Origin of the sequence: Streptomyces sp. NBC_00670, from assembly GCF_036226765.1 — a bacterium.
Lineage (GTDB): Bacteria > Actinomycetota > Actinomycetes > Streptomycetales > Streptomycetaceae > Streptomyces.
Map to the genome: position 1 here is coordinate 3,356,765 of NZ_CP109017.1, position 18,760 is coordinate 3,375,524.

Below are 18,760 nucleotides of genomic sequence, written 5' to 3' on the forward strand. Positions count from 1 at the left end.
CCAGGACACTTGAGAGAGTCGTCCGTACCGCGAGATGGATCACAAAAGGAGCCACCGACCGTGCTGCAGGAAGTCGAGCATTGGCTGAGCGCACGCTCATGGTCCGTGGCAGACCGCCCGTTGCACCAGGTCATGGCCGCCAAGCGGGCCACGGGCCAGTCGGTGAGCGTGGTGCTCCCCGCGCTCGACGAGGAGGCGACCGTCGGCGAGATCGTCGCCGCGATCCACCGCGACCTGGTCCGGCAGGTGCCGCTCGTCGACGAGATCGTGGTCGTCGACTCCGGCTCCACCGACCGCACCGCCGAGGTGGCCGCGGCGGCGGGCGCGCGGGTGGTGCACCGCGACGCGATCCTGCCGCGCATCCCGGCCCTCCCCGGCAAGGGCGAGGTGCTGTGGCGCTCGCTGCTGGTCACCCGCGGCGACGTCGTCTGCTTCGTCGACGCCGATCTGCGCGAGTTCTCCTCCGACTTCGTCACCGGCATCGTCGGACCGCTGCTGACCGACCCCGAGGTGCAGCTGGTCAAGGCGATGTACGACCGTCCGCTGGCCGGCGCCGCCGGGCAGGGCGGCCGGGTCACCGAGCTGATGGCCCGCCCGCTGCTGAACATGCACTGGCCGCTGCTGGCCGGCTTCGTCCAGCCGCTCGGCGGCGAGTACGCGGCCCGCCGCTCACTGCTCGAACAGCTCCCGTTCCCGGTCGGCTACGGCGTCGAGCTCGGCATGCTGGTGGACGCGCTGCACACGGTCGGCCTCGACGCGCTCGCCCAGGTCGACGTCGGCGTGCGCCGCCACCGGCACCAGGACGGCCAGGCGCTGGGGCGCATGGCCGCGGCGATCTACCGCACCGCCCAGCTCCGCCTGGCCCGCGGCCACCTGCTGCGGCCGACCCTCACCCAGTTCGAACGCGGCCCGAACGGCTTCGAGCCGCGCACGCATCCGGTGGACACGGAGGAGCGTCCCCCGATGACCCAGATCGCGGAGTACGCGGACCGGAGGGTGGCGTGAGGCGCACTGTGCTGCCCGTCCACGTTTGAGGGTTTCGGGGCCGGGCTAGGTTCAGGCGTATGGCTTCCACGTTCGGTGCTGCTCAGGTCCTGGTCGCTTCCAACCGGGGACCCGTCTCCTACACGGTGCGGGAGGACGGCTCGCTGCACGCCAAACGGGGCGGTGGCGGACTGGTCTCCGGGCTCTCGGCCATCGGGCCGGACGCGGGCGCGCTGTGGGTCTGCTCGGCGCTGAGCGACGGCGACCGCGAGGCCGTGCGGCGCGGGGTCGGCGAGGACGGCGTACGGATGCTGGACGTCCCGGCCGACGTGCACGCGGACGCGTACAACGGCATCGCCAACTCCGTGCTCTGGTTCGTCCACCACATGCTGTACCAGACCCCGCTCGAGCCGGTGTTCGACCAGGAGTTCCGGCGCCAGTGGGCCTCCTACGAGGCCTACAACCGCGCCTTCGCCGAGGCGCTGGCCGAGGAGGCGGCCGAGGGCGCGGCCGTGATGGTCCAGGACTACCACCTGACCCTGGTCCCGGGGATGCTCCGGGAGCTCCGCCCCGATCTGCGGATCGCGCACTTCTCGCACACCCCGTGGGCGCCGGTCGACTACTTCCGGCTGCTCCCGGACGACATCGCCGAGCAGGTGCTGCGCGGCATGCTCGGCGCCGACCGGCTCGGCTTCCTGACCCACCGCTGGGCCGACGCGTTCACCGCGTGCGCGGACGCGCTCGTCGGCGGGCTCGGCTCCACGCGGATCGGCGTGCACGGCCTCGGCGCCGACGCCGACTTCCTGCGCGCGCGCTCGCACGAGGCCGACGTGGACGAGCGGATGGCGGTGCTGCGCGAGGAGATCGGCCCGGAGCGGAAGACGATCGTCCGGGTCGACCGGACGGAACTGTCGAAGAACATCGTGCGCGGACTCCTCGCCTACGAGCAGCTGCTCGCCTCCCGCCCGGAGTGGCGCGAGCGGGTGGTCCACGTGGCGTTCGCCTACCCCTCCCGCCAGGACCTCGCGGTGTACCGGGAGTACACCGAGGAGGTGCGGCGGGTGGCCGAGTCGGTCAACGCGCGCTACGGGACGGACGGGTGGACACCGGTGCTGCTGCACGTCGAAGACGACTTCGCCCGGTCGCTCGCGGCGTACCGGCTGGCCGACGTCGCCCTGGTCAACCCCGTACGGGACGGCATGAACCTGGTCGCCAAGGAGGTACCGCTCGTCTCCGACGAGGGGTGCGCGCTGGTGCTGTCGCGGGAGGCGGGGGCGTACGAGGAGCTGGGCGAGGACGCGGTGGTGGTGAACCCGTACGACGTCGTCGCGACGGCGGAGGCGTTGCACGAGGCACTGTCCATGCCGGTGGGTGAACGCGCCGAACGCGCGAAGCGCCTCGCGGCGGCGGGCACGGCCCTGCCTCCGTCGCGCTGGTTCCTGGAGCAGCTTCACGCGCTGGAGAGCTGAACGCCCGGGGGGTGACCGGGGGGTTTCCTCGCCTCCGCCGCCCCTTCCCATTCCCGTCCCTCCGGGGGCAAGCCCCCGGACCCCCAAAAGATTGCGCAGTTCCCCGCGCCCCTGATCAGGGGCGCGGGGAACTGCGCACGGGGTCCAAGGGGCGGAGCCCCTTGAGGGACGGGAAGGGTAGGGGCGGCGGGGGCGAAAGAAATTCGCCTAGCCCAGCCGCGCCGCCAGCGCCCGCAGCAGCCGTACGACGCCCGCCGGGCCGTCGGCCACGACATCCGCCCGCTTCGCCAGCTCCGCCACCTCCTCGCTGCCACTGCACACCAGCACCCCCGGCACCCCCTCCCCCCGCAACCCCTCCACCGCCGCGAAGGCGGGCAGGTCACCCAGGTCGTCCCCCGCGTACAGCACCGCCCCCGCACCCACCTCCCGCACGTACTCCGACAGCGCCACCCCCTTGTCCATCCCCGGCGGCCGCAGCTCGAGCACCATCCGCCCCGGCTCGACGATCAGCCCGTGCCGGGCCGCGAGCTCGGACAGCGGCACGCGCAGCGCCTCGAACGCGGCCTGCGGATCGGCCGCCCGGCGCGTGTGGACCGCGACGGCCCGGCCGCCCTTCTCCTCCACCCAGGTCCCGCGCCACGCCCCGACCCCGTCGAGCACCCCCGGCAGCTCGGCCCGCACGGCGGCGACCCCGGGGTGCGGCGCCGGCGCGCTGACCGTGCCGGTCACCGCGTCCCACCGCTCGGCGCCGTAGTGCCCGAGCACCACCAGGTGTTCGAGCCCGGCGACCCCGGCGAACCCCCCGTGGCGGACGGCGACACCCGCCGGGCGCCCGGTGACGACGGCCACCGAGGCCACCTTCGGCGCGAGCGCGGCGAGCGCGGGCACCGCGTCGGGGTGCGCCCGGGCCTGCTCGGGGTCGGCGACGATCGGGGCGAGCGTCCCGTCGAAGTCGAAGGCGAGGACCGCCCGGCCGGGACGGGCGAGGATCGCCTCCAGCCCCTCGCGCCCGGCCTCGGTCGCGGGGGTCGGAACCGTCGGAACGGTCGGCTCGGTCGGATCGGCGTCACCCGTGCGGTGCGACGCGTCCCCGGGGTCCATGGAGTCCGTGTGGCTGCCCATGTCTTCGACACTATCCGCGCAGGCCCGCTCGTACGCCTGAGCCGCCCGTACCCGCCTGAGCCGCCCGCACGGCTGGGCCGCCCGTACACCTGAGCCGTACGCCCGGCCCGACCGCGCCGGGCCGCCGACCGCTCCGCCCGCCTACCGCTCCGCGCGCCGGGCCTCGCGCACCCGGCGCAGCCGGTTGACGGTCACCGGGTCGTGGGCGAGGGCCCGGGGATCGTCGAGCAGGGCGTTGAGCAGCTGGTAGTAGCGGACGGGGGCGAGCCCGAGCCGCTCACGTATCGCGCGCTCCTTCACGCCGGGGCCGGCGAAGCCACGCCGCTCCATGGCCAGCACAGCCCGTTCGCGCGCGCCCAGTTCCCCCGGCCGCTCTGTCTCGACGCTCTCCGGTTCCTCCATGCGTTCCACAGTAGGGCCCCCCACTGACAACGCCCCCGGCCATCGGAAACGGGGAGGTCAGGCCCCTACTCCCCCGCGTCCTCCCGGATCGCCGACCGCTGGAGCTGCCCCAGCACCGCGGCCGCGCTGCCCTGCTCCGACACCGCCGTCCCGATCCGCTTCTTGAGCCCCGCGCTCACCGTCGCCCACGAGGTCTTGCCCACCGGATACAGCTCCGCGCCCGGCAGCTGCTCCAGGAACGGGGCGAGGTCGGCGTCCCGCGCGGAGGAGGCCATGTCCTCGGAGGCGGACGTCGTCACCGGCAGCAGGTCGTACTCGCGGGAGAACGCCAGCACGTTCTTCTCGCTGTAGACGAAGTCGAGGAAGTCCCCGATCTGCTCCTGGTGGCCGTGCTGCTTGAAGGCCATCATCCAGTCGGCCACGCCCATCGACGCCCGTTCCTGGCCGTCCCCGTTCCCGCCGCCGTTCCCGGGCATCGGGACCATGCCGAACTTCAGGCCCTTGGCCCGCGCCGCCTTCATCAGCGTGGGGTGCCCGTTGAGCATCCCCACCTCGCCGCGCGCGAACGCGGCGAACGCGTCCGCCCGGTTGAGCTTCGCCGGCGCGACGGGCCCGGTGAGCCCCTTGCCGACCAGCTCGTCCTTCAGCCAGCCGAACGTGGCGACGTTCTCCGCCGAGTCCAGGTCGTAGTTGCCGATGCTGTCGGTGTAGCCGCCACCGCCGCTGAGCAGCCACTGCAACGTCTCGGCCTGCGCCTCCTCGGGGCCCAGCGGGAGCGCGTACGGCGTCTTCACTCCGGCCGACTTCAACGCGCGCGCGTCGGCGGCCAGTTGCTCCCAGGTGGTGGGCGGGTGGCTGATCCCGGCCTTGGCGAACAGCTTCTTGTTGTAGAAGAGCAGCCGGGTGGAGGCCGCGAACGGCATCCCGTACTGCACCCGGTTCAGCTCCCCCGCCTGGCTCAGTTCGTGGACGAAGTCGGCCTGGACGGGGATGGAGAGGAGGTCGGAGGCGCGGTAGAGCTTGTCGGCGGCCGCGTAGTCGGCGTAGGCGCCGATCTGCGCCAGGTCGGGGGCGTCGCCCGCGTCGACCATCTGTTTGACCTTGCGGTCGACGTCGTTCCACGAGTAGACGCTGACGTCGACCTTCACGCCCGGGTGCTTGTCCTCGTACGCGTCGACCAGCGTGTTCCAGTACTTCTGGGAGGAGTTGGCCGCCGAGTCCCCGTAGTCGGCCGCGACCAGTTTCAGGGTGACGTCCCCGGAGCCGCCCGGCCCCCCGCAGCCGGCGAGGGTCGCCGTCATCCCCAGTGCGGTGACCGCCGCGCCCAGTACCGTCGTCCTCCGAGCCCCGCGCCGCCGCACCGACCACTCCTGTTTCCGCTGGTTGTGTGTGGTTACCGTCTCGTATGCCGAAACGATTCGGCTATAAGGTCTACACCACTCTAGTGGACTAGACCTCTCCGGGTCCGAGCGTCACACTGTTCCACGTGAAACACGTCATCGCCCTTGATGTGGGCGGCACCGGGATGAAGGCCGCCCTGGTAGGGGCGGAAGGCAAGTTGCTGTACCGCGCGCGCCGGCCCACCGGCCGCGAGCGGGGCCCCGAGGCGGTGACGACGGCGGTCCTCGACTTCGCCGCCGAACTCCGCGCCCACGGCGTCAGCGAGTTCGGCGAACCGGCGGTCGCGGCCGGCGTCGCCGTCCCCGGCATCGTCGACGACGAGCGGGGCGTGGCCGTCTACTCGGCCAACCTCGGTTGGCGCGACGTACCGTTGCGCGCCCGGCTGAGCGAGCGGCTCGGCGGTGTCCCCGTCGCCCTCGGCCACGACGTACGCACCGGCGGCCTGGCCGAGGGCCGCATCGGCGCCGGTCAGGGCGCCGACCGCTTTCTGTTCGTACCGCTGGGAACCGGCATCGCGGGCGCCATCGGCATCGACGGCCGGGTGGAGGCGGGCGCGCACGGCTTCGCGGGCGAGATCGGCCATGTCGTCGTACGGCCCGGCGGCGTCGACTGCCCCTGCGGGCAGCGCGGTTGTCTGGAGCGGTACGCCTCCGCCTCCGCCGTCGGCCTGGCCTGGGCCGCCGCCTGCGGGAACCCGGAGGCGGACGCGGCGGACTGCGCCCGGGCCGTGGCCGCCGGGGACGCCCGGGCGATGGAGGTCTGGCAGGCCGCCGTCGACGCGCTCGCCGACGGTCTGGTCACCGCCTTCACCCTGCTCGACCCGCGCACGCTGATCATCGGCGGCGGGCTGGCGGAGGCCGGGCCCACCCTGTTCGACCCGCTGCGCCGGGCCCTGCGCGACCGCGTCACCTTCCAGAAGCTGCCCTCCGTCGTCCACGCGGGCCTCGGCGACAACGCCGGCTGTCTGGGCGCGGGCCTGCTCGCCTGGGACCTGCACGCCGCGGGCGGCCCGCGAAAGGAACCCACGCCGGTCGTGCCCACCGTCCGTGACACCACTGACCCCTCGACCGATCCCTCGGTTGATCCCTCGATTCCTCGGAGGTAACCACCTGATGGCCCCTAGCAAGGTTCTCGCCGGTGCCCGGACGGTGCTGCCCACCGGGATCGTGGACGACGGCCGCGTGGTCGTCGAGGGCGCGCGCATCACCGCCGCGTCCGGCGCCGACGCCCGGCCCGCCGCCGGGCCCGGCACCGCCACCGTCGACCTCTCCGGCCACTGGCTGGTCCCCGGCTTCGTCGATCTGCACAACCACGGCGGCGGCGGTGCCTCGTTCACCTCCGGTTCCGTCGAGGACGTGCTGACCGGCATCCGCACCCACCGGGAGCACGGCACCACCACCCTCGTCGCCTCCACCGTCACCGAGGAGACGGACCAGCTCGCCCAGCGCGCCGGGCTGCTGTCCGAACTGGCCGAACAGGGCGACCTGGCCGGCATCCACTTCGAGGGCCCCTTCATCTCCCCCTGCCGCAAGGGCGCCCACTCCGCCGCCCTGCTGCGCGACCCCGACCCGGCCGAGGTGCGCAAGCTGGTCGACGCGGCCCGCGGGCAGGCCCGGATGGTCACCCTCGCCACCGAACTCCCCGGCGGCCTGGACTCCGTACGGCTCCTCACCGAGCAGGGCGTGATCGCCGCGGTCGGGCACACGGACGCCACCTACGAGCAGACCGTCGCCGCCATCGACGCGGGCGCGACCGTGGCCACGCATCTGTTCAACGCGATGCCGACTCTCGGCCACCGCGCCCCCGGCCCGGTCACCGCGCTGCTGGAGGACGAGCGGGTCACCGTCGAACTGATCAACGACGGCACGCATCTCCACCCGGCCGCCCTCCAACTGGCGTTCCGTCACGCGGGCGCGGCCCGGGTCGCGTTCATCACCGACGCGATGGACGCGGCCGGCTTCGGCGACGGCCGCTATCTGCTCGGCCCGCTGGAGGTCGAGGTCAGCGACGGGGTGGCGCGGCTGGTGGAGGGCGGCTCGATCGCCGGCTCCACGCTCACCCTGGACCGGGCGTTCCAGCGGGCGGTCACGGTCGACGGCCTCCCGGTCGAGGACGTCGTCGCCGCCCTCTCGGCCAACCCCGCGCGGCTGCTGGGCAAGGCCGACGAGGTGGGCTCGCTGACGCCGGGCACCTATGCCGACCTGGTCGTTCTCGACGAGGAGTTCGCGCTGAAGGGCGTGATGCGCCGGGGCGAGTGGGTGATCGATCCCCAACTGGGCTGATTCGCCCCGTTGCTGACCGCCCTTCGGGAGTCGGTGGTGGGCCCGGGGGTCTGGGCCCACCACCGACTCTTTGGCATGATCGAGTCTCCTCAACCGCCACCGGCGCGCGCACTGTGGAAACAGCACGCACGCTGGGAGTACGCACACGCGTCACCGCACGATCCGAGGGAGGTCGGCCCGGGTGATCCTCACGGTCACACTGAACACCGCTCTCGACCTCACCTATCGCGTCCCCGCACTGCGCCCGCACACCGCGCACCGGGTGACCGAGGTGACCGAACGGCCCGGCGGCAAGGGGCTGAACGTGGCCCGCGTGCTCGCCGCGCTCGGCCACCGGGCGACCGTCACCGGCTTCGCCGGCGGCCGCACCGGTGACGCCCTGCGGGAACGGCTGGCCGACTGCTCCGGCGTGGTGGACGCGCTGATACCCGTGGCCGGCGCCACCCGGCGGACCGTCGCCGTGGTGGACGCCGCCACCGGGGACACCACCCAGCTCAACGAGCCGGGACCGCTGATCTCTCCCGCCGAGTGGTCCGCGTTCCAGCGGGCCTACGAGGAGCTGCTGGGCTCGGCCGCCGCGGTCGCCCTGTGCGGGAGCCTGCCGCCGGGGGTGCCGGTGGGCGCGTACGCGGGGCTGGTCCGTACCGCGCGGGCGCACCGGGTGCCGGTGCTCCTGGACACCAGCGGCGAGCCGCTGCGCCGCGGGGTGGCCGCCCGCCCCGACATCGTCAAGCCGAACGCGGAGGAGCTGGCCGAGCTCACCGGGGCGCACGACCCCGCGCAGGCCACCCGGGACGCCCGGCGCCGGGGCGCGCACACCGTGGTCGCCTCGCTGGGCGCGAAGGGGCTGCTCGCGGTGAACGCCGAGGGCCGCTGGCGCGCGGTGCCGCCGCGCGGACTGCGCGGCAACCCGACGGGCGCGGGCGACTCGGCGGTGGCGGGCCTGCTGTCGGCCTTGGTGGATCACCTGCCGTGGCCCGACCGGCTGGCACGTGCCACCGCCCTGTCCGCGGCGACGGTCCTGTCACCGACGGCGGGCGAATTCGACCGGCGGGACTACGAGGAGCTGCTCACACGGGTCGCGGTGACCCCGGAGACGACGGCGGCGTGACGGCCCCTCAGTCCTTGACCTGGCCTTCCTTCAGCCAGAGCTGGTCCAGGAGGACGTCGCACTTGTCGCCGTCCTGGCAGGAGAGGGTGATCGTGTTGGTGCCCTTGTTGAGCGTGGGCCAGACGTAGGTCTTGGTCCAGCCCTTGGCGAAGTCGCCGTCCTTGGCGTGGGCGAAGTTGCCCAGGTTCACCTTGCTGCCGAACTCCTTGCCGTTGACCGTCATCGTCATCGACTGGTCGTCGCCGGCCGCGCTGTAGTGCGCGAACACCGTGTAGGCGCCGTCCTTGGGGATGCCGTTGACGGTCCAGGTGACCTGGGAGCCGACGGTGTTCAGGCCGGTCACATAGCTGCCGCCGTCGGCCTCGGCGCCCTCCACCTCCGAGGCGATGGTGGCGCCGCCCTCCAGCTTGAGCGCCTTGGCGTCGATCTTGGGCAGTTCCTCCGTGTCGCCGGAGGCGTCCGCGTCCGAGCCACTCGGGGAGGGGCTCTGGCTCGCCGACGGGGTGGTGTCGCCCGCGGTGTTCTTCTTGTCGCCGTCGGAGTCGTCGCCGAGCATGGCGACGCTGATGCCGATCACCACGGCGGCCACCACCGCTATCGCGCCGATCAGCAGGCCCTTGGTGTTCGGGCCCCGCCCGCGCCCGCCGCCGCTGCCGCCCGCGGGGTCCCTGCGGCTGGGCGGCGCCCCGCCGGGGACGGTCTCGGGGGCCGCGTAGTGCGGGTTCGGCTGTCCGGGCGGCCCATAGGTGCCGTACGCCTGCTGCTGCGGGACCTGGCCGTACGCCGCCGTCTGCCCCGGTGCCCCCGCCTGCCCGTACTGGCCGGTCGCCTGCGGCTGCTGCGGCTGCTGTGCGCCGCCGTACTGCCGCTGACCGACCGCCCGCACCCTGTTGACCGAGTTGGGGTAGCCGTAGCCGCCGCTCGGCGGCTGGGCTCCGTTGGCCTGACCGTCGGCGTAGAGGTAGCCGAACGGGTCGTCGTCCTCGGGCGTGCTCGCGCCGTTGTTGCCGGGCGTCATCCCTTGGTGCTCCTAGCGGGTGGGGGTGCGGATGCGTGCTGGGCTGAACTGCGAGCGTACCCGCTTCCGGAGGCCCGTACCGGTGTCTTCCTGCTCACCCCCGCGGTGAGCTGGAGCTATCCCGCACGCCTGTGCTGTTTGGGACGGGATCGTTTCTCGACGTACATCCGTTCGTCAGCGGATTTCAACACCTCGTCCGCCGTCATGCCGCAATGTGCCCAGCCGATGCCGAAGCTGGCGCCCACCCGCATGACCCGTCCGTCGACCCGAATGGGCTGGATGATCTCGTTGCGCAGCCGTACGGCGAGGTCCTGGGCGTCGGCGCGGCCGAGGCCGTCGGCCAGCACCACGAACTCGTCGCCGCCGAGCCGGGCGACGGTGTCGCCGTCCCGCACGCCCCGGGTCAGCCGACCGGCCACCTCGACGAGGACGGCGTCACCGGCGTTGTGCCCGAAGCGGTCGTTGATCGACTTGAAGCCGTCGAGGTCGCAGAAGAGGACCGCGAGCCCCTTGGTGCCGTCGTCCGTCCCGTCGGCCGGGGCGACGGTGTGCACATGGTGGTCGAAGCCGTCGTACGGTCCCCGGGCCGAGAGCGGGCCGAAGCCGTGCCCGCCGGTGTCGTACACCGCGGGGTGGCCGGCCGGGGGCGTGTCCGTGAGGCCCGGCTCGCCGAAGCCGCCGAAGGCCGTGTGCCCGTCGAAGACCGCGTGACCGCCGAAGGCCGTGTGCTCGCCGTACTCGCCGTACTGCCCGTGCGCCGCGTCGGCCGACTCGGCTCCGTCGGCGGCCACGGCGTGCGGGCGCTGACAGAGCCGGGCGGAGAGCCGGGAGCGCAGTTCGGCGGAGTTGGGCAGTCCGGTGAGCGAGTCGTGCGAGGCCCGGTGGGCGAGCTGGAGCTCGCGCCGCTTGCGCTCCTCTATGTCCTCGACGTGCGTGAGCAGGAAGCGGGGCCCGTCGGCGGCGTCCGCGACGACGGAGTTGCGCAGTGAGACCCAGACGTACGTGCCGTCCCGGCGCCCGAGGCGCAGCTCGGCGCGGCCGCCCTCCGCGGAGGTGCGCAGCAGGGTGCTGATGTCCTCGGGATGGACCAGGTCGGAGAAGGAGTAGCGGCGCATCGAGGCGGCGGGCCTGCCGAGCAGCCGGCACAGCGCGTCGTTGCTGCGCAGGATGCGGCCGTGCTGGTCACCGCCCATCTCGGCGATGGCCATGCCGGAGGGGGCGTACTCGAAGGCCTGCCGGAAGGACTCCTCGCTGGCGCGCAGCGCCTGCTGGTCCCGTTCGAGCCGCACCAGCGCGCGCTGCATGTTGGCGCGCAACCGGGCGTTGCTGATCGCGGTGGCCGCCTGGAACGCGTACATCTGGAGCGCCTCGCGGCCCCAGGCGCCGGGCCGGCGGCCGTTGCGCGGCCGGTCCACGGAGAGGACGCCGATCAGTTCGCCGGAGGAACCGCTGCCGCCCGGACCGTACAGGGGTGCGAACAGGCGGTCGGAGGGGTGCCACTCGTCCTCGAAGCGGGGTTCGGGCCCGTCCGAACGCCACTGGGGAACGTCGTCGTCGTCGAGGATCCAGCCCTCGGCGTGGGATATGAACCGCAGGTCGCCCCAGGCCTCGCCCATGTTGAGCCGCCGGTTCCAGGCGGCGCGGGAGCCGACCCGGCCCGCCATCATCTGCTCGACGGTGGAGCTTCCGGCCAGGGCCGCGACCACGAGGTCGCCGTCGGGGCGTACGAGGTTGACGGCCGCCAGTTCGTATCCGAGGCCGTTGACCACGCCGTCGGCGACGGTCTGCAACGTGTCCGCCAGACTGCGGGCGGTGTGGATGTCCGCCATGACCTCGTGGAGCTTCCGCAGAGTCGCAAGACGGACGTACGGCTCCGAGTCGGTCTCCATGCGCCCTCCCCTCGAGATCTCGCGGTAACTCCGTAACCCCAGGGTTGTCTTCGGCGTACGCCCTGCATCCTCACCGCTACTGAATCACAGCGCGCTGCTCACTCGGCACACAGGGTCAACAAAATACGCATCTTGTGACTCAAGTCACAGCAAAAGGTGAGCATTTGGGAGGGGTTTCTGCTTTTTCCCGCGTTCTGCGTTTTCCCGTGTTCTCCCGTGTTCTTTTACCGAACACAATTCAAAGCCCTGTGGGGTCCCCATGAACGACTGCGAGCATACGACGCCGGGAGCGGGCGCGTGGCCGTTCCGGATCATCGCGCGGAGGGGGCGCCGGTCGCGGGGGCCGCCAGTCGCCCGTCACCGGTCCGGGCTGCGGCCCGGGTCCTAGGACCCGTCTGGACCCCTGGCCCGATGCGCCGTCGCGAACACGGCAACTACCGTCGTGACCGTGCTCAACACCTCGCAGATCCCTCCGCAGCCCCTCTCGTCCGCCCGTCCCGCCGGCCCCGGTCCCGCCGCCGGCGGGCATGCTGAAGGGGTGAGCGACGACGAGTTCCGTGCCGCCATGTCCCGCCTGGCCGCGGGCGTGGTCCTGGTGACCGCGCACGAGCCGGCGCTGGACCCCGAGGGCCCGCGCGGGGAGGACGTGGGCATGACGGCCACCGCCTTCCTGTCGGTCTCCCTCGACCCGCCCCTGGTCATGGTCAGCCTGCGCGAGGGCTCCCGCATGGACGAACTCCTCGACGAACAGCCGCTGTGGGCGGTCTCGGTGCTCGCCGAGAGCCAGCGGCACATCGCGGGGCGGTTCGCGATGAAGGGCCGCATCAGCGACCGGCTGCTGTTCGAGGACATCGCCTACGTGCGCGGCCGGGCGTCGGGGGCGCCATTGGTGGGGGGTGCGCTGGCGACCGTGGAGTGCCGCACGGAGCAGCGGGTGCCGGCGGGCGACCACACCCTCGTCGTCGGCCGCGTCCTCACCGCCACCGCACCCGATTCGGGGGCGGGCCCCCTGACGTACTTCCGGGGCCGGTATCGGGCGCTCGGATAACGGGGGACGGCGCGGGAAAACGATCCGGGCGCGGGACGGCCCGGGGAGTGGGACGCACGGGGGCGTTGCATTCGCACCCGGTGAATTCACGGACGCGGTGCGGGAATTACTGCCAGCCGCGGCCGGAACGCCCCCGCTTGGTCTCGGCACGCTGCTTCTTCTCACGCAACCGTCGTTCGTTGATTCCGCGCGGAATCCGCGTCGGTCTGCGCGGCTTGGGCGGGGGCGCGGTCGCCTCGGCGAGCAGCGAGGCGAGGCGCACGGCGGCCGCCTCGCGATTGCGCCACTGCGAACGGTGCTCGGAGGCGCGCACACTGAGCACCCCGTCGACCAGCCGCCCGGCCAGCCGCTCCAGCGCACGCCGCTTCCACACCTCGGGCAGCGCCTCGGTCCCGGCCACGTCGAACCGCACCTCGACCTGGGTGTCGGTGGTGTTGACGTGCTGCCCGCCGGGCCCCGAGGATCGCGAGAACCTCCACACGAGCTCGCTCTCGGGCAACACGACGGAACCACGCACGACATAGGGACCGGACATGCCTTCCATGTTCCCGTCCGGCACGGGGGTACGTCACCAGGTTTTCGGCCCCCGGCCACCCGCCCTCTCGGGCGCGCCCCCCTCTCGGGTAAAAAAGGTAAAGCGCCCGGAACCATCCGGGCCCCCCACCGCGTTCAATGGGTTAGCCGCACCGCGGCCCACACACGTACGGGAACGAACCAAGCGAAGGGACTCCCAACAATGGCTGTAAGCCTGTCCAAGGGTGGCAACGTCTCGCTCACCAAGGAGGCTCCGGGCCTGACCGCCGTCACCGTGGGCCTCGGCTGGGACGTCCGCACCACCACCGGCACGGACTTCGACCTCGACGCCTCCGCCATCGCGGTCAACCCCCAGGGCAAGGTCTACTCCGACCAGCACTTCGTCTTCTTCAACAACAAGCAGACGCCGGACCAGAGCATCGTCCACACCGGCGACAACCGCACGGGCGAGGGCGCCGGCGACGACGAGGCGATCAACGTCAACCTGGCGGCTCTCCCGGCCGACGTCGACAAGATCGTCTTCCCGGTCTCCATCTACGACGCCGAGTCCCGCTCGCAGAACTTCGGCCAGGTCCGCAACGCGTACATCCGCATCGTCAACCAGGCCGGCGGCGCGGAGATCGCCCGCTACGACCTGTCGGAGGACGCGGCCACGGAGACGGCCATGGTCTTCGGCGAGCTCTACCGCAACGGCGCGGAGTGGAAGTTCCGCGCCGTCGGCCAGGGCTACGCCTCGGGCCTGACCGGCATCGCCCAGGACTTCGGCGTCAACGTCTGACACCCGCCACCGCCGAAGCCCCGCCGTACCACCCCGGAGCCCCCGCCGCACGAAGCCGTCGCCGCGCGGGGGCTTCGCCGTGCGCGGCGGCGTCCGGCGGTTGCCGTTGTCGGGGCCGGCCACGCCTCCAGCCCCGGCCGCCGACGGCCGCCTGGCCGCCCCGGCCACCTCCCCCGGCGCGACCCCCCGTCCCGCCGTGACACCATCAGGCCGTGCTCGACATCGGCTACGCCCTCTCCACCCGTTTTCCCGATCCGCCGCAGACGGACTACCGCCGCGCCGACGTGCATGCCCTGCGGCACGATCTCTTCTGTGGCGACGTCTATCTCGCCGACACCCGGTCGGACCGGGAGGTGTCCACAGCCTGGGGATGGGTGCCGGTGCTCGACTTCGCCTGGGCCCTGTGCGACATCGTCGAGCAGCTCGACCGGGACCCGCTCGGCAGCCGGTCCGCCCGCCGGCAGCAGGCCGAGATCGACTTCACCGAGTCCACCGACCGCATGCTCTTCGAGCGCCGCTTCGGCTGGGTGGACATCGAGGCCGACTGGATGCCCGGCGACGAGGACCCGCTCACCTTCCAGTTCACCGAACTGCGCCGCGAGGCCCGCGACTTCCTGCACGACCTGCTCGCCGACCTGACCGACCTGCACGAACCGCTCCGCGACAACCCGGCGATCTGGACCCTGGAAGCCCGCTTCCCCCGCGTCGCCTGACGGCCCGCGTCGCCTGACGGCCCGCGTCGCCCGGCGGTCCACCTCCCCTCGGCCCGTCTCCCTCCCTCAGCCCATCTCCCCTCTCAGTCCACCGCCGCCACCTTCACCCCCAGTTCCGCCGCGAGCACCGGCGCCAGGTCCATGAGCTGGGCCGGGCTGATCACGGCTCCCGCCAGCCGTTCCACCCCCCGGGCGATGCCCAGCTCGGCCGCCCGGCGCAGGTCGACGTCCTTCAACCGCGCCGCGCCGAAGTCCGCCTCCTTCAGCACGCAGTCCACGAACTCGACCCGCTCCAGCCGCGCCCCCGCGAAGTCCGGCTCGACCAGGACACAGCCCTCGAAGACGACGTCCCGGAGCCGGGCCGCCCGCAGGTTCAGATAGTCGATCTTGCCGCCGCGTATCAGCACCCGCTCCAGCACCGCCCCGTGCAGCTGTGTCCCGCCCAGCCGCGCGTCCAGCAGCTCCACGTCCCGCAGGGTGGCGTCCGCCAGGTTCGTGCCCACCCCGCGTATGCCGGTCAGCCGGCTGTCGTACAGCCGCGCGTGCGCCAGCCGCGTGTCGTCCAGCGCGCAGCCCGTCAGCGCGCAGTCCATGAACCGGGAGCCCGTGCCGTCCTGTCCGGCCAGGTCGGCGTCCGCGAACTCCAGCCCGTCGTAGTCCCCCTCCGGTTCCAGCGGCCCGCCCCCGTACGGCTCCGGCGGAGGCAGCCGCACCTCCGGCCGCCGCGCCGGCGCGACCACCCGCGCCTTCTTCACCCGACCTCACCTCCCCGCACTCGTACCGCGTCCGACACTCCCGCCACCGCCCTCACCACGCCCTCGACCACCACGCCCTCATGCTGCACCACCCCACTGACAAAGCCCCGGCCCCCAGCGGGCCCCACCCCCTCCGCAGAGATGCGATATGCCCGTATTCGTGATGTTCTGAACCCCATGAGCGCCACCCGAATGGGCGAAGCAACGGAGGCCGACCCCCGCCGCTGGTGGGTCCTCGTGATCATCGCGCTGGCCCAGCTGATGGTGGTCCTGGACGCGACGATCGTGAACATCGCCCTGCCCTCCGCACAGCACGCCCTGCACATGTCCGACGCCAACCGGCAGTGGGTGATCACCGCCTACACGCTGGCCTTCGGCGGCCTGCTGCTGCTCGGCGGACGGATCGCCGACCTCGTCGGCCGCAAACGCACCTTCCTCGTCGGACTGGCCGGCTTCGCCATCGCCTCCGCGCTCGGCGGCGCCGCGACCGGCTCCGGCATGCTGTTCGGCGCCCGCGCGCTGCAGGGCGTCTTCGCCGCCGTCCTCGCCCCGTCCGCGCTCAGCCTGCTCACCACCACGTTCTCCGACCCCAGGGAACGCGGCAAGGCCTTCGGCATCTACGGCGCCCTGGCCGGCAGCGGCTCGGCGATCGGCTTCATCGCGGGTGGACTGCTCACCGAGTACCTGAACTGGCGCTGGTGCCTGTACGTCAACATCCCGATCGCCGCCGTCGCCGTCCTCGGCGGGCTCGCCCTCCTGCACGACCACCCGCGCCGCGGCGACGCCCGCCTCGACGTGCCCGGCGTCCTGCTGGGCTGCGGCGGCCTCGTCGCCCTCGTCTACGGCTTCAGCGAGGCCCAGCCCCGCGGCTGGACCGACCCGTTCGTGCTCGCCCTGTTCGCGGTGTCCGCCGCGCTGCTCGCCACGTTCGTGTGGTGGCAGACCAGGGCCCCCGACCCGCTGCTGCCGCTGCACATCATCCGCGACCGCGACCGGGCCGGCTGCTTCCTGACCATGGCCCTGGCCGTCATCGGCATGTTCGGCATGTTCCTGTTCATGACCTACTACCTCCAGGTCATCCTCGGCTACTCGCCGGTCCGCGCGGGCCTCGCCTTCCTGCCGCTCACCGTGGCGATCATCGTGGGCTCGACGCAGATCTCCGCCCGGCTGCTGCACCACGTCCCGCCGCGCGCCCTCATGGTGCCGGGCATGCTCCTGTCGGCGATCGGCATGGTGATCCTCACCCGGATGACCGTGCACTCCTCGTACACCACCGAGATCCTGCCCCCGCTGCTGCTGATGGGCCTCGGCATGGGACTGACGTTCATGCCGGTCTTCTCCACCGCCACCGCCGGGGTCGCCGCCCGCGACTCGGGCGTCACCTCGGCCACCGTCAACACCTCGCAGCAGGTCGGCGGCTCCATCGGCACGGCCCTGCTCAACACGATCGCGACGAGCAGCGCGAGCGCGTACATCGCCGCCCACCTGACCGACCCCGCCCGCCGGAACCTGGTCGTCCGCGAGGGCGTCGTGCACGGCTACACGACCGCCCTGTGGTGGGCGGCGGCCGTGTTCCTGCTGGCCGCCGTGGTCGCCGGCGTCATGGTGACCGCCCGGGCGCCCAAGCACACCACGCCCGCCGAGACCCCGGTCCCCGAGTCGGTCCGCTGAGTCCGCCGCCCGGCCCGCCGCGTCAGTCCGCCGACCCGGCGCCCGACGTCCCGCCGTCCGTCCCGCCGAGCGCCGCCAGCGCCCCGTCCGTCAGCCGGTACGTCGTCCACTCGTCCTGCGCACGGGCGCCCAGCGCCTCGTAGGACGCGATCGAGGGGGCGTTCCAGTTCAGTACGGCCCACTCCAGCCGCTCGTAGCCGCGCGCCACGCAGATCCGGGCCAGCTCGGTCAGCAGCGCCCGGCCGTGCCCGCCCCCGCGCGCGTGCGGGCGCACGAACAGGTCCTCCAGGTAGATGCCGTGGACGCCGCGCCAGGTGGAGAAGTTCAGGAACCACAGCGCGAATCCGACCGGCTCGCCGCCGGACTCCGCGAGGTGCGCGAAGGCCGCCGGGCGCTCCCCGAAGAGCGCCTCACGCAGCTGCTCCTCGGTCGCCCGCGCCTGATCGGCCGCCTTCTCGTACTCGGCCAGCTCGCGGATCATCGCGTGCAGCACGGGGATGTCGTCGGGGGTCACGGTACGGATCACCCGGGCAGTGTCACACATGGCCCGCGCACGCCCCACTGCGGTCCACCGGCCCCCCTGCGACCCTTGAGGTCATGGGTGAGCGTGCGACGACGGCCACGCGCGCGTGGAGCGCGCCGCGCAGGTGCGGCGGCCTCCTGTGGACGTACATACGGCGCGCGCCCGGCACATACCTCTGGCTGCTCGTCCTCTTCGGGACCACCGTCGCGCTGCACCGCATGTCCCCCGGGTTCGCACACGAGTTCCTGCGGCACCGCTCCACCAACCTCCACGAACTGTCCGAGCACCCCCTGCGCGTGCTGCTCTCCAGCGCCCTGTGGACGGGCGACGGCCACTGGCTCCCGTACGCCGCCCTCTACACCCTCTTCCACGCCCGCGCCGAGCACTGGCTCGGCACCCCGCGCTGGCTCGCCGTGTGCGCCCTGGCGCACGTCCTGGCCACGCTCGTCAGCGAGGGCGCCCTGCTGTGGGCGATACACCTCGGCGCGGCCCCGCACTCCGCCGTCGACACTCTCGACACGGGCGTCAGCTACGCGCTCGCCGGCGTCCTGGGCGTCCTCACGTACCGCGTGCCGCGCCCCTGGCGGTACGCCTACGCCGCCGTCCTGCTCACCGCGTTCGCCGTCCCCCTGGCCACCGGCCGCACGGTCACCGACCTCGGCCACCTCACGTCGGTCCTGATCGGCCTGGCCTGCCGCCCCCTGACCCGCCCCCGCACCCGCACCCGCACGGCAACGCGAAAGGCCCGGGTCGACTGACCCGGGCCCCGCATCCGCTCCACTGCCGTACGACCGAGCCCCCTGTCGGATTCGAACCGACGACCTACGCATTACAAGTGCGTTGCTCTGGCCGGACTGAGCTAAGGAGGCGTGCACGCGGTACCGCACGGGCGTGCGTGTTGCAGTGTACCCATCGGCTCCGGGGGCCCTGTCAGGAATTACCGCGAAGTTCACAGGACCGGAACTACTGACAGATCAGGTGAACTCCAGGTACCGTCCTGTGCCAGTTCACTCGTGTGGACCACACCACAACGGAATCAGCCGTAGTGGCGCACCACCTT

18 protein-coding genes and 1 tRNA gene are annotated in these 18,760 nt (G+C 72.7%); 10 read left to right on the top strand and 9 right to left on the bottom strand.

What is annotated here, in order from left to right; all coding sequences use genetic code 11:
- Positions 1-60: 60 nt before the first annotated feature.
- A complete protein-coding gene (locus OIE12_RS14885) occupies positions 61-1,005 on the top strand; it encodes a glucosyl-3-phosphoglycerate synthase (protein ID WP_329135536.1) in 945 nt (314 codons plus the stop codon).
- Between the two features lie 59 nt (positions 1,006-1,064).
- Positions 1,065-2,453, top strand: coding sequence for an alpha,alpha-trehalose-phosphate synthase (UDP-forming) (locus OIE12_RS14890; RefSeq protein ID WP_329135538.1), 1,389 nt, complete (start codon positions 1,065-1,067; stop codon positions 2,451-2,453).
- Between the two features lie 207 nt (positions 2,454-2,660).
- On the opposite strand, the gene otsB is transcribed toward OIE12_RS14890, so the two are convergent.
- From otsB to OIE12_RS14905, 3 genes are all read right to left on the bottom strand, one after another.
- Complete coding sequence (gene otsB, locus OIE12_RS14895; protein ID WP_329135540.1) at positions 2,661-3,575, bottom strand: trehalose-phosphatase; 915 nt, start codon at positions 3,573-3,575, stop codon at positions 2,661-2,663.
- Between the two features lie 141 nt (positions 3,576-3,716).
- Complete coding sequence (locus tag OIE12_RS14900) at positions 3,717-3,977, bottom strand: DUF3263 domain-containing protein (protein WP_329135542.1); 261 nt, start codon at positions 3,975-3,977, stop codon at positions 3,717-3,719.
- A gap of 65 nt (positions 3,978-4,042) precedes the next feature.
- Entirely contained in the window at positions 4,043-5,338 is a 1,296-nt protein-coding gene (locus OIE12_RS14905; protein WP_443053827.1) for an extracellular solute-binding protein, read from the bottom strand.
- Positions 5,339-5,463: 125 nt separating this feature from the next.
- Between OIE12_RS14905 and OIE12_RS14910 the strand changes: the two genes are divergently transcribed.
- The 3 genes from OIE12_RS14910 to OIE12_RS14920 all read left to right on the top strand — a co-directional run bounded on the left by OIE12_RS14910 (position 5,464) and on the right by OIE12_RS14920 (position 8,771).
- Complete coding sequence (locus OIE12_RS14910; RefSeq protein WP_329135544.1) at positions 5,464-6,483, top strand: ROK family protein; 1,020 nt, start codon at positions 5,464-5,466, stop codon at positions 6,481-6,483.
- Positions 6,484-6,490: 7 nt separating this feature from the next.
- Entirely contained in the window at positions 6,491-7,660 is a 1,170-nt protein-coding gene (nagA, locus tag OIE12_RS14915; RefSeq protein WP_329135546.1) for an N-acetylglucosamine-6-phosphate deacetylase, read from the top strand.
- Positions 7,661-7,841: 181 nt separating this feature from the next.
- Complete coding sequence (locus tag OIE12_RS14920) at positions 7,842-8,771, top strand: 1-phosphofructokinase family hexose kinase (protein ID WP_329135548.1); 930 nt, start codon at positions 7,842-7,844, stop codon at positions 8,769-8,771.
- A gap of 7 nt (positions 8,772-8,778) precedes the next feature.
- Here OIE12_RS14920 and OIE12_RS14925 read toward each other — a convergent pair whose 3' ends face one another.
- Positions 8,779-9,789, bottom strand: coding sequence for a carbohydrate-binding protein (locus OIE12_RS14925; RefSeq protein WP_329135550.1), 1,011 nt, complete (start codon positions 9,787-9,789; stop codon positions 8,779-8,781).
- A gap of 116 nt (positions 9,790-9,905) precedes the next feature.
- Complete coding sequence (gene cdgB / locus OIE12_RS14930) at positions 9,906-11,678, bottom strand: diguanylate cyclase CdgB (RefSeq protein WP_329135552.1); 1,773 nt, start codon at positions 11,676-11,678, stop codon at positions 9,906-9,908.
- Positions 11,679-12,243: 565 nt separating this feature from the next.
- Between cdgB and OIE12_RS14935 the strand changes: the two genes are divergently transcribed.
- A complete protein-coding gene (locus OIE12_RS14935; protein WP_234307533.1) occupies positions 12,244-12,726 on the top strand; it encodes a flavin reductase family protein in 483 nt (160 codons plus the stop codon).
- Between the two features lie 106 nt (positions 12,727-12,832).
- On the opposite strand, the gene arfB is transcribed toward OIE12_RS14935, so the two are convergent.
- Positions 12,833-13,270: an alternative ribosome rescue aminoacyl-tRNA hydrolase ArfB gene (arfB, locus tag OIE12_RS14940; protein ID WP_329135554.1), complete on the bottom strand. Its 438-nt coding sequence runs from the start codon at positions 13,268-13,270 to the stop codon at positions 12,833-12,835.
- A 192-nt stretch (positions 13,271-13,462) separates the two neighbouring features.
- On the opposite strand from arfB, the gene OIE12_RS14945 reads away from it, so the two are divergent.
- On the top strand, positions 13,463-14,038 hold the full coding sequence (locus tag OIE12_RS14945; RefSeq protein WP_329135556.1) for a TerD family protein: 576 nt from the start codon (positions 13,463-13,465) through the stop codon (positions 14,036-14,038).
- A 212-nt stretch (positions 14,039-14,250) separates the two neighbouring features.
- Positions 14,251-14,751 carry a hypothetical protein gene (locus OIE12_RS14950; protein ID WP_329135558.1) on the top strand — a complete coding sequence of 167 codons (501 nt, stop codon included), beginning with the start codon at positions 14,251-14,253 and terminating at the stop codon, positions 14,749-14,751.
- 83 nt (positions 14,752-14,834) lie between these two features.
- Here OIE12_RS14950 and OIE12_RS14955 read toward each other — a convergent pair whose 3' ends face one another.
- A complete protein-coding gene (locus OIE12_RS14955) occupies positions 14,835-15,506 on the bottom strand; it encodes a pentapeptide repeat-containing protein (protein WP_329135560.1) in 672 nt (223 codons plus the stop codon).
- 177 nt (positions 15,507-15,683) lie between these two features.
- Here OIE12_RS14955 and OIE12_RS14960 point away from each other — a divergent pair, with 177 nt between their 5' ends.
- A complete protein-coding gene (locus tag OIE12_RS14960; RefSeq protein ID WP_329135562.1) occupies positions 15,684-17,177 on the top strand; it encodes an MFS transporter in 1,494 nt (497 codons plus the stop codon).
- A gap of 22 nt (positions 17,178-17,199) precedes the next feature.
- Here the strand turns inward: OIE12_RS14960 and OIE12_RS14965 are convergent, their stop codons facing one another.
- Complete coding sequence (locus OIE12_RS14965; protein WP_329135564.1) at positions 17,200-17,703, bottom strand: GNAT family N-acetyltransferase; 504 nt, start codon at positions 17,701-17,703, stop codon at positions 17,200-17,202.
- 71 nt (positions 17,704-17,774) lie between these two features.
- Here OIE12_RS14965 and OIE12_RS14970 point away from each other — a divergent pair, with 71 nt between their 5' ends.
- Positions 17,775-18,458 (top strand): rhomboid-like protein, encoded by a 684-nt coding sequence (locus OIE12_RS14970; protein WP_329135566.1) that lies wholly within the window; start codon positions 17,775-17,777, stop codon positions 18,456-18,458.
- Between the two features lie 36 nt (positions 18,459-18,494).
- On the opposite strand, the gene OIE12_RS14975 is transcribed toward OIE12_RS14970, so the two are convergent.
- Positions 18,495-18,569: transfer RNA gene (locus OIE12_RS14975), tRNA-Thr, on the bottom strand.
- Positions 18,570-18,760: the final 191 nt, after the last annotated feature.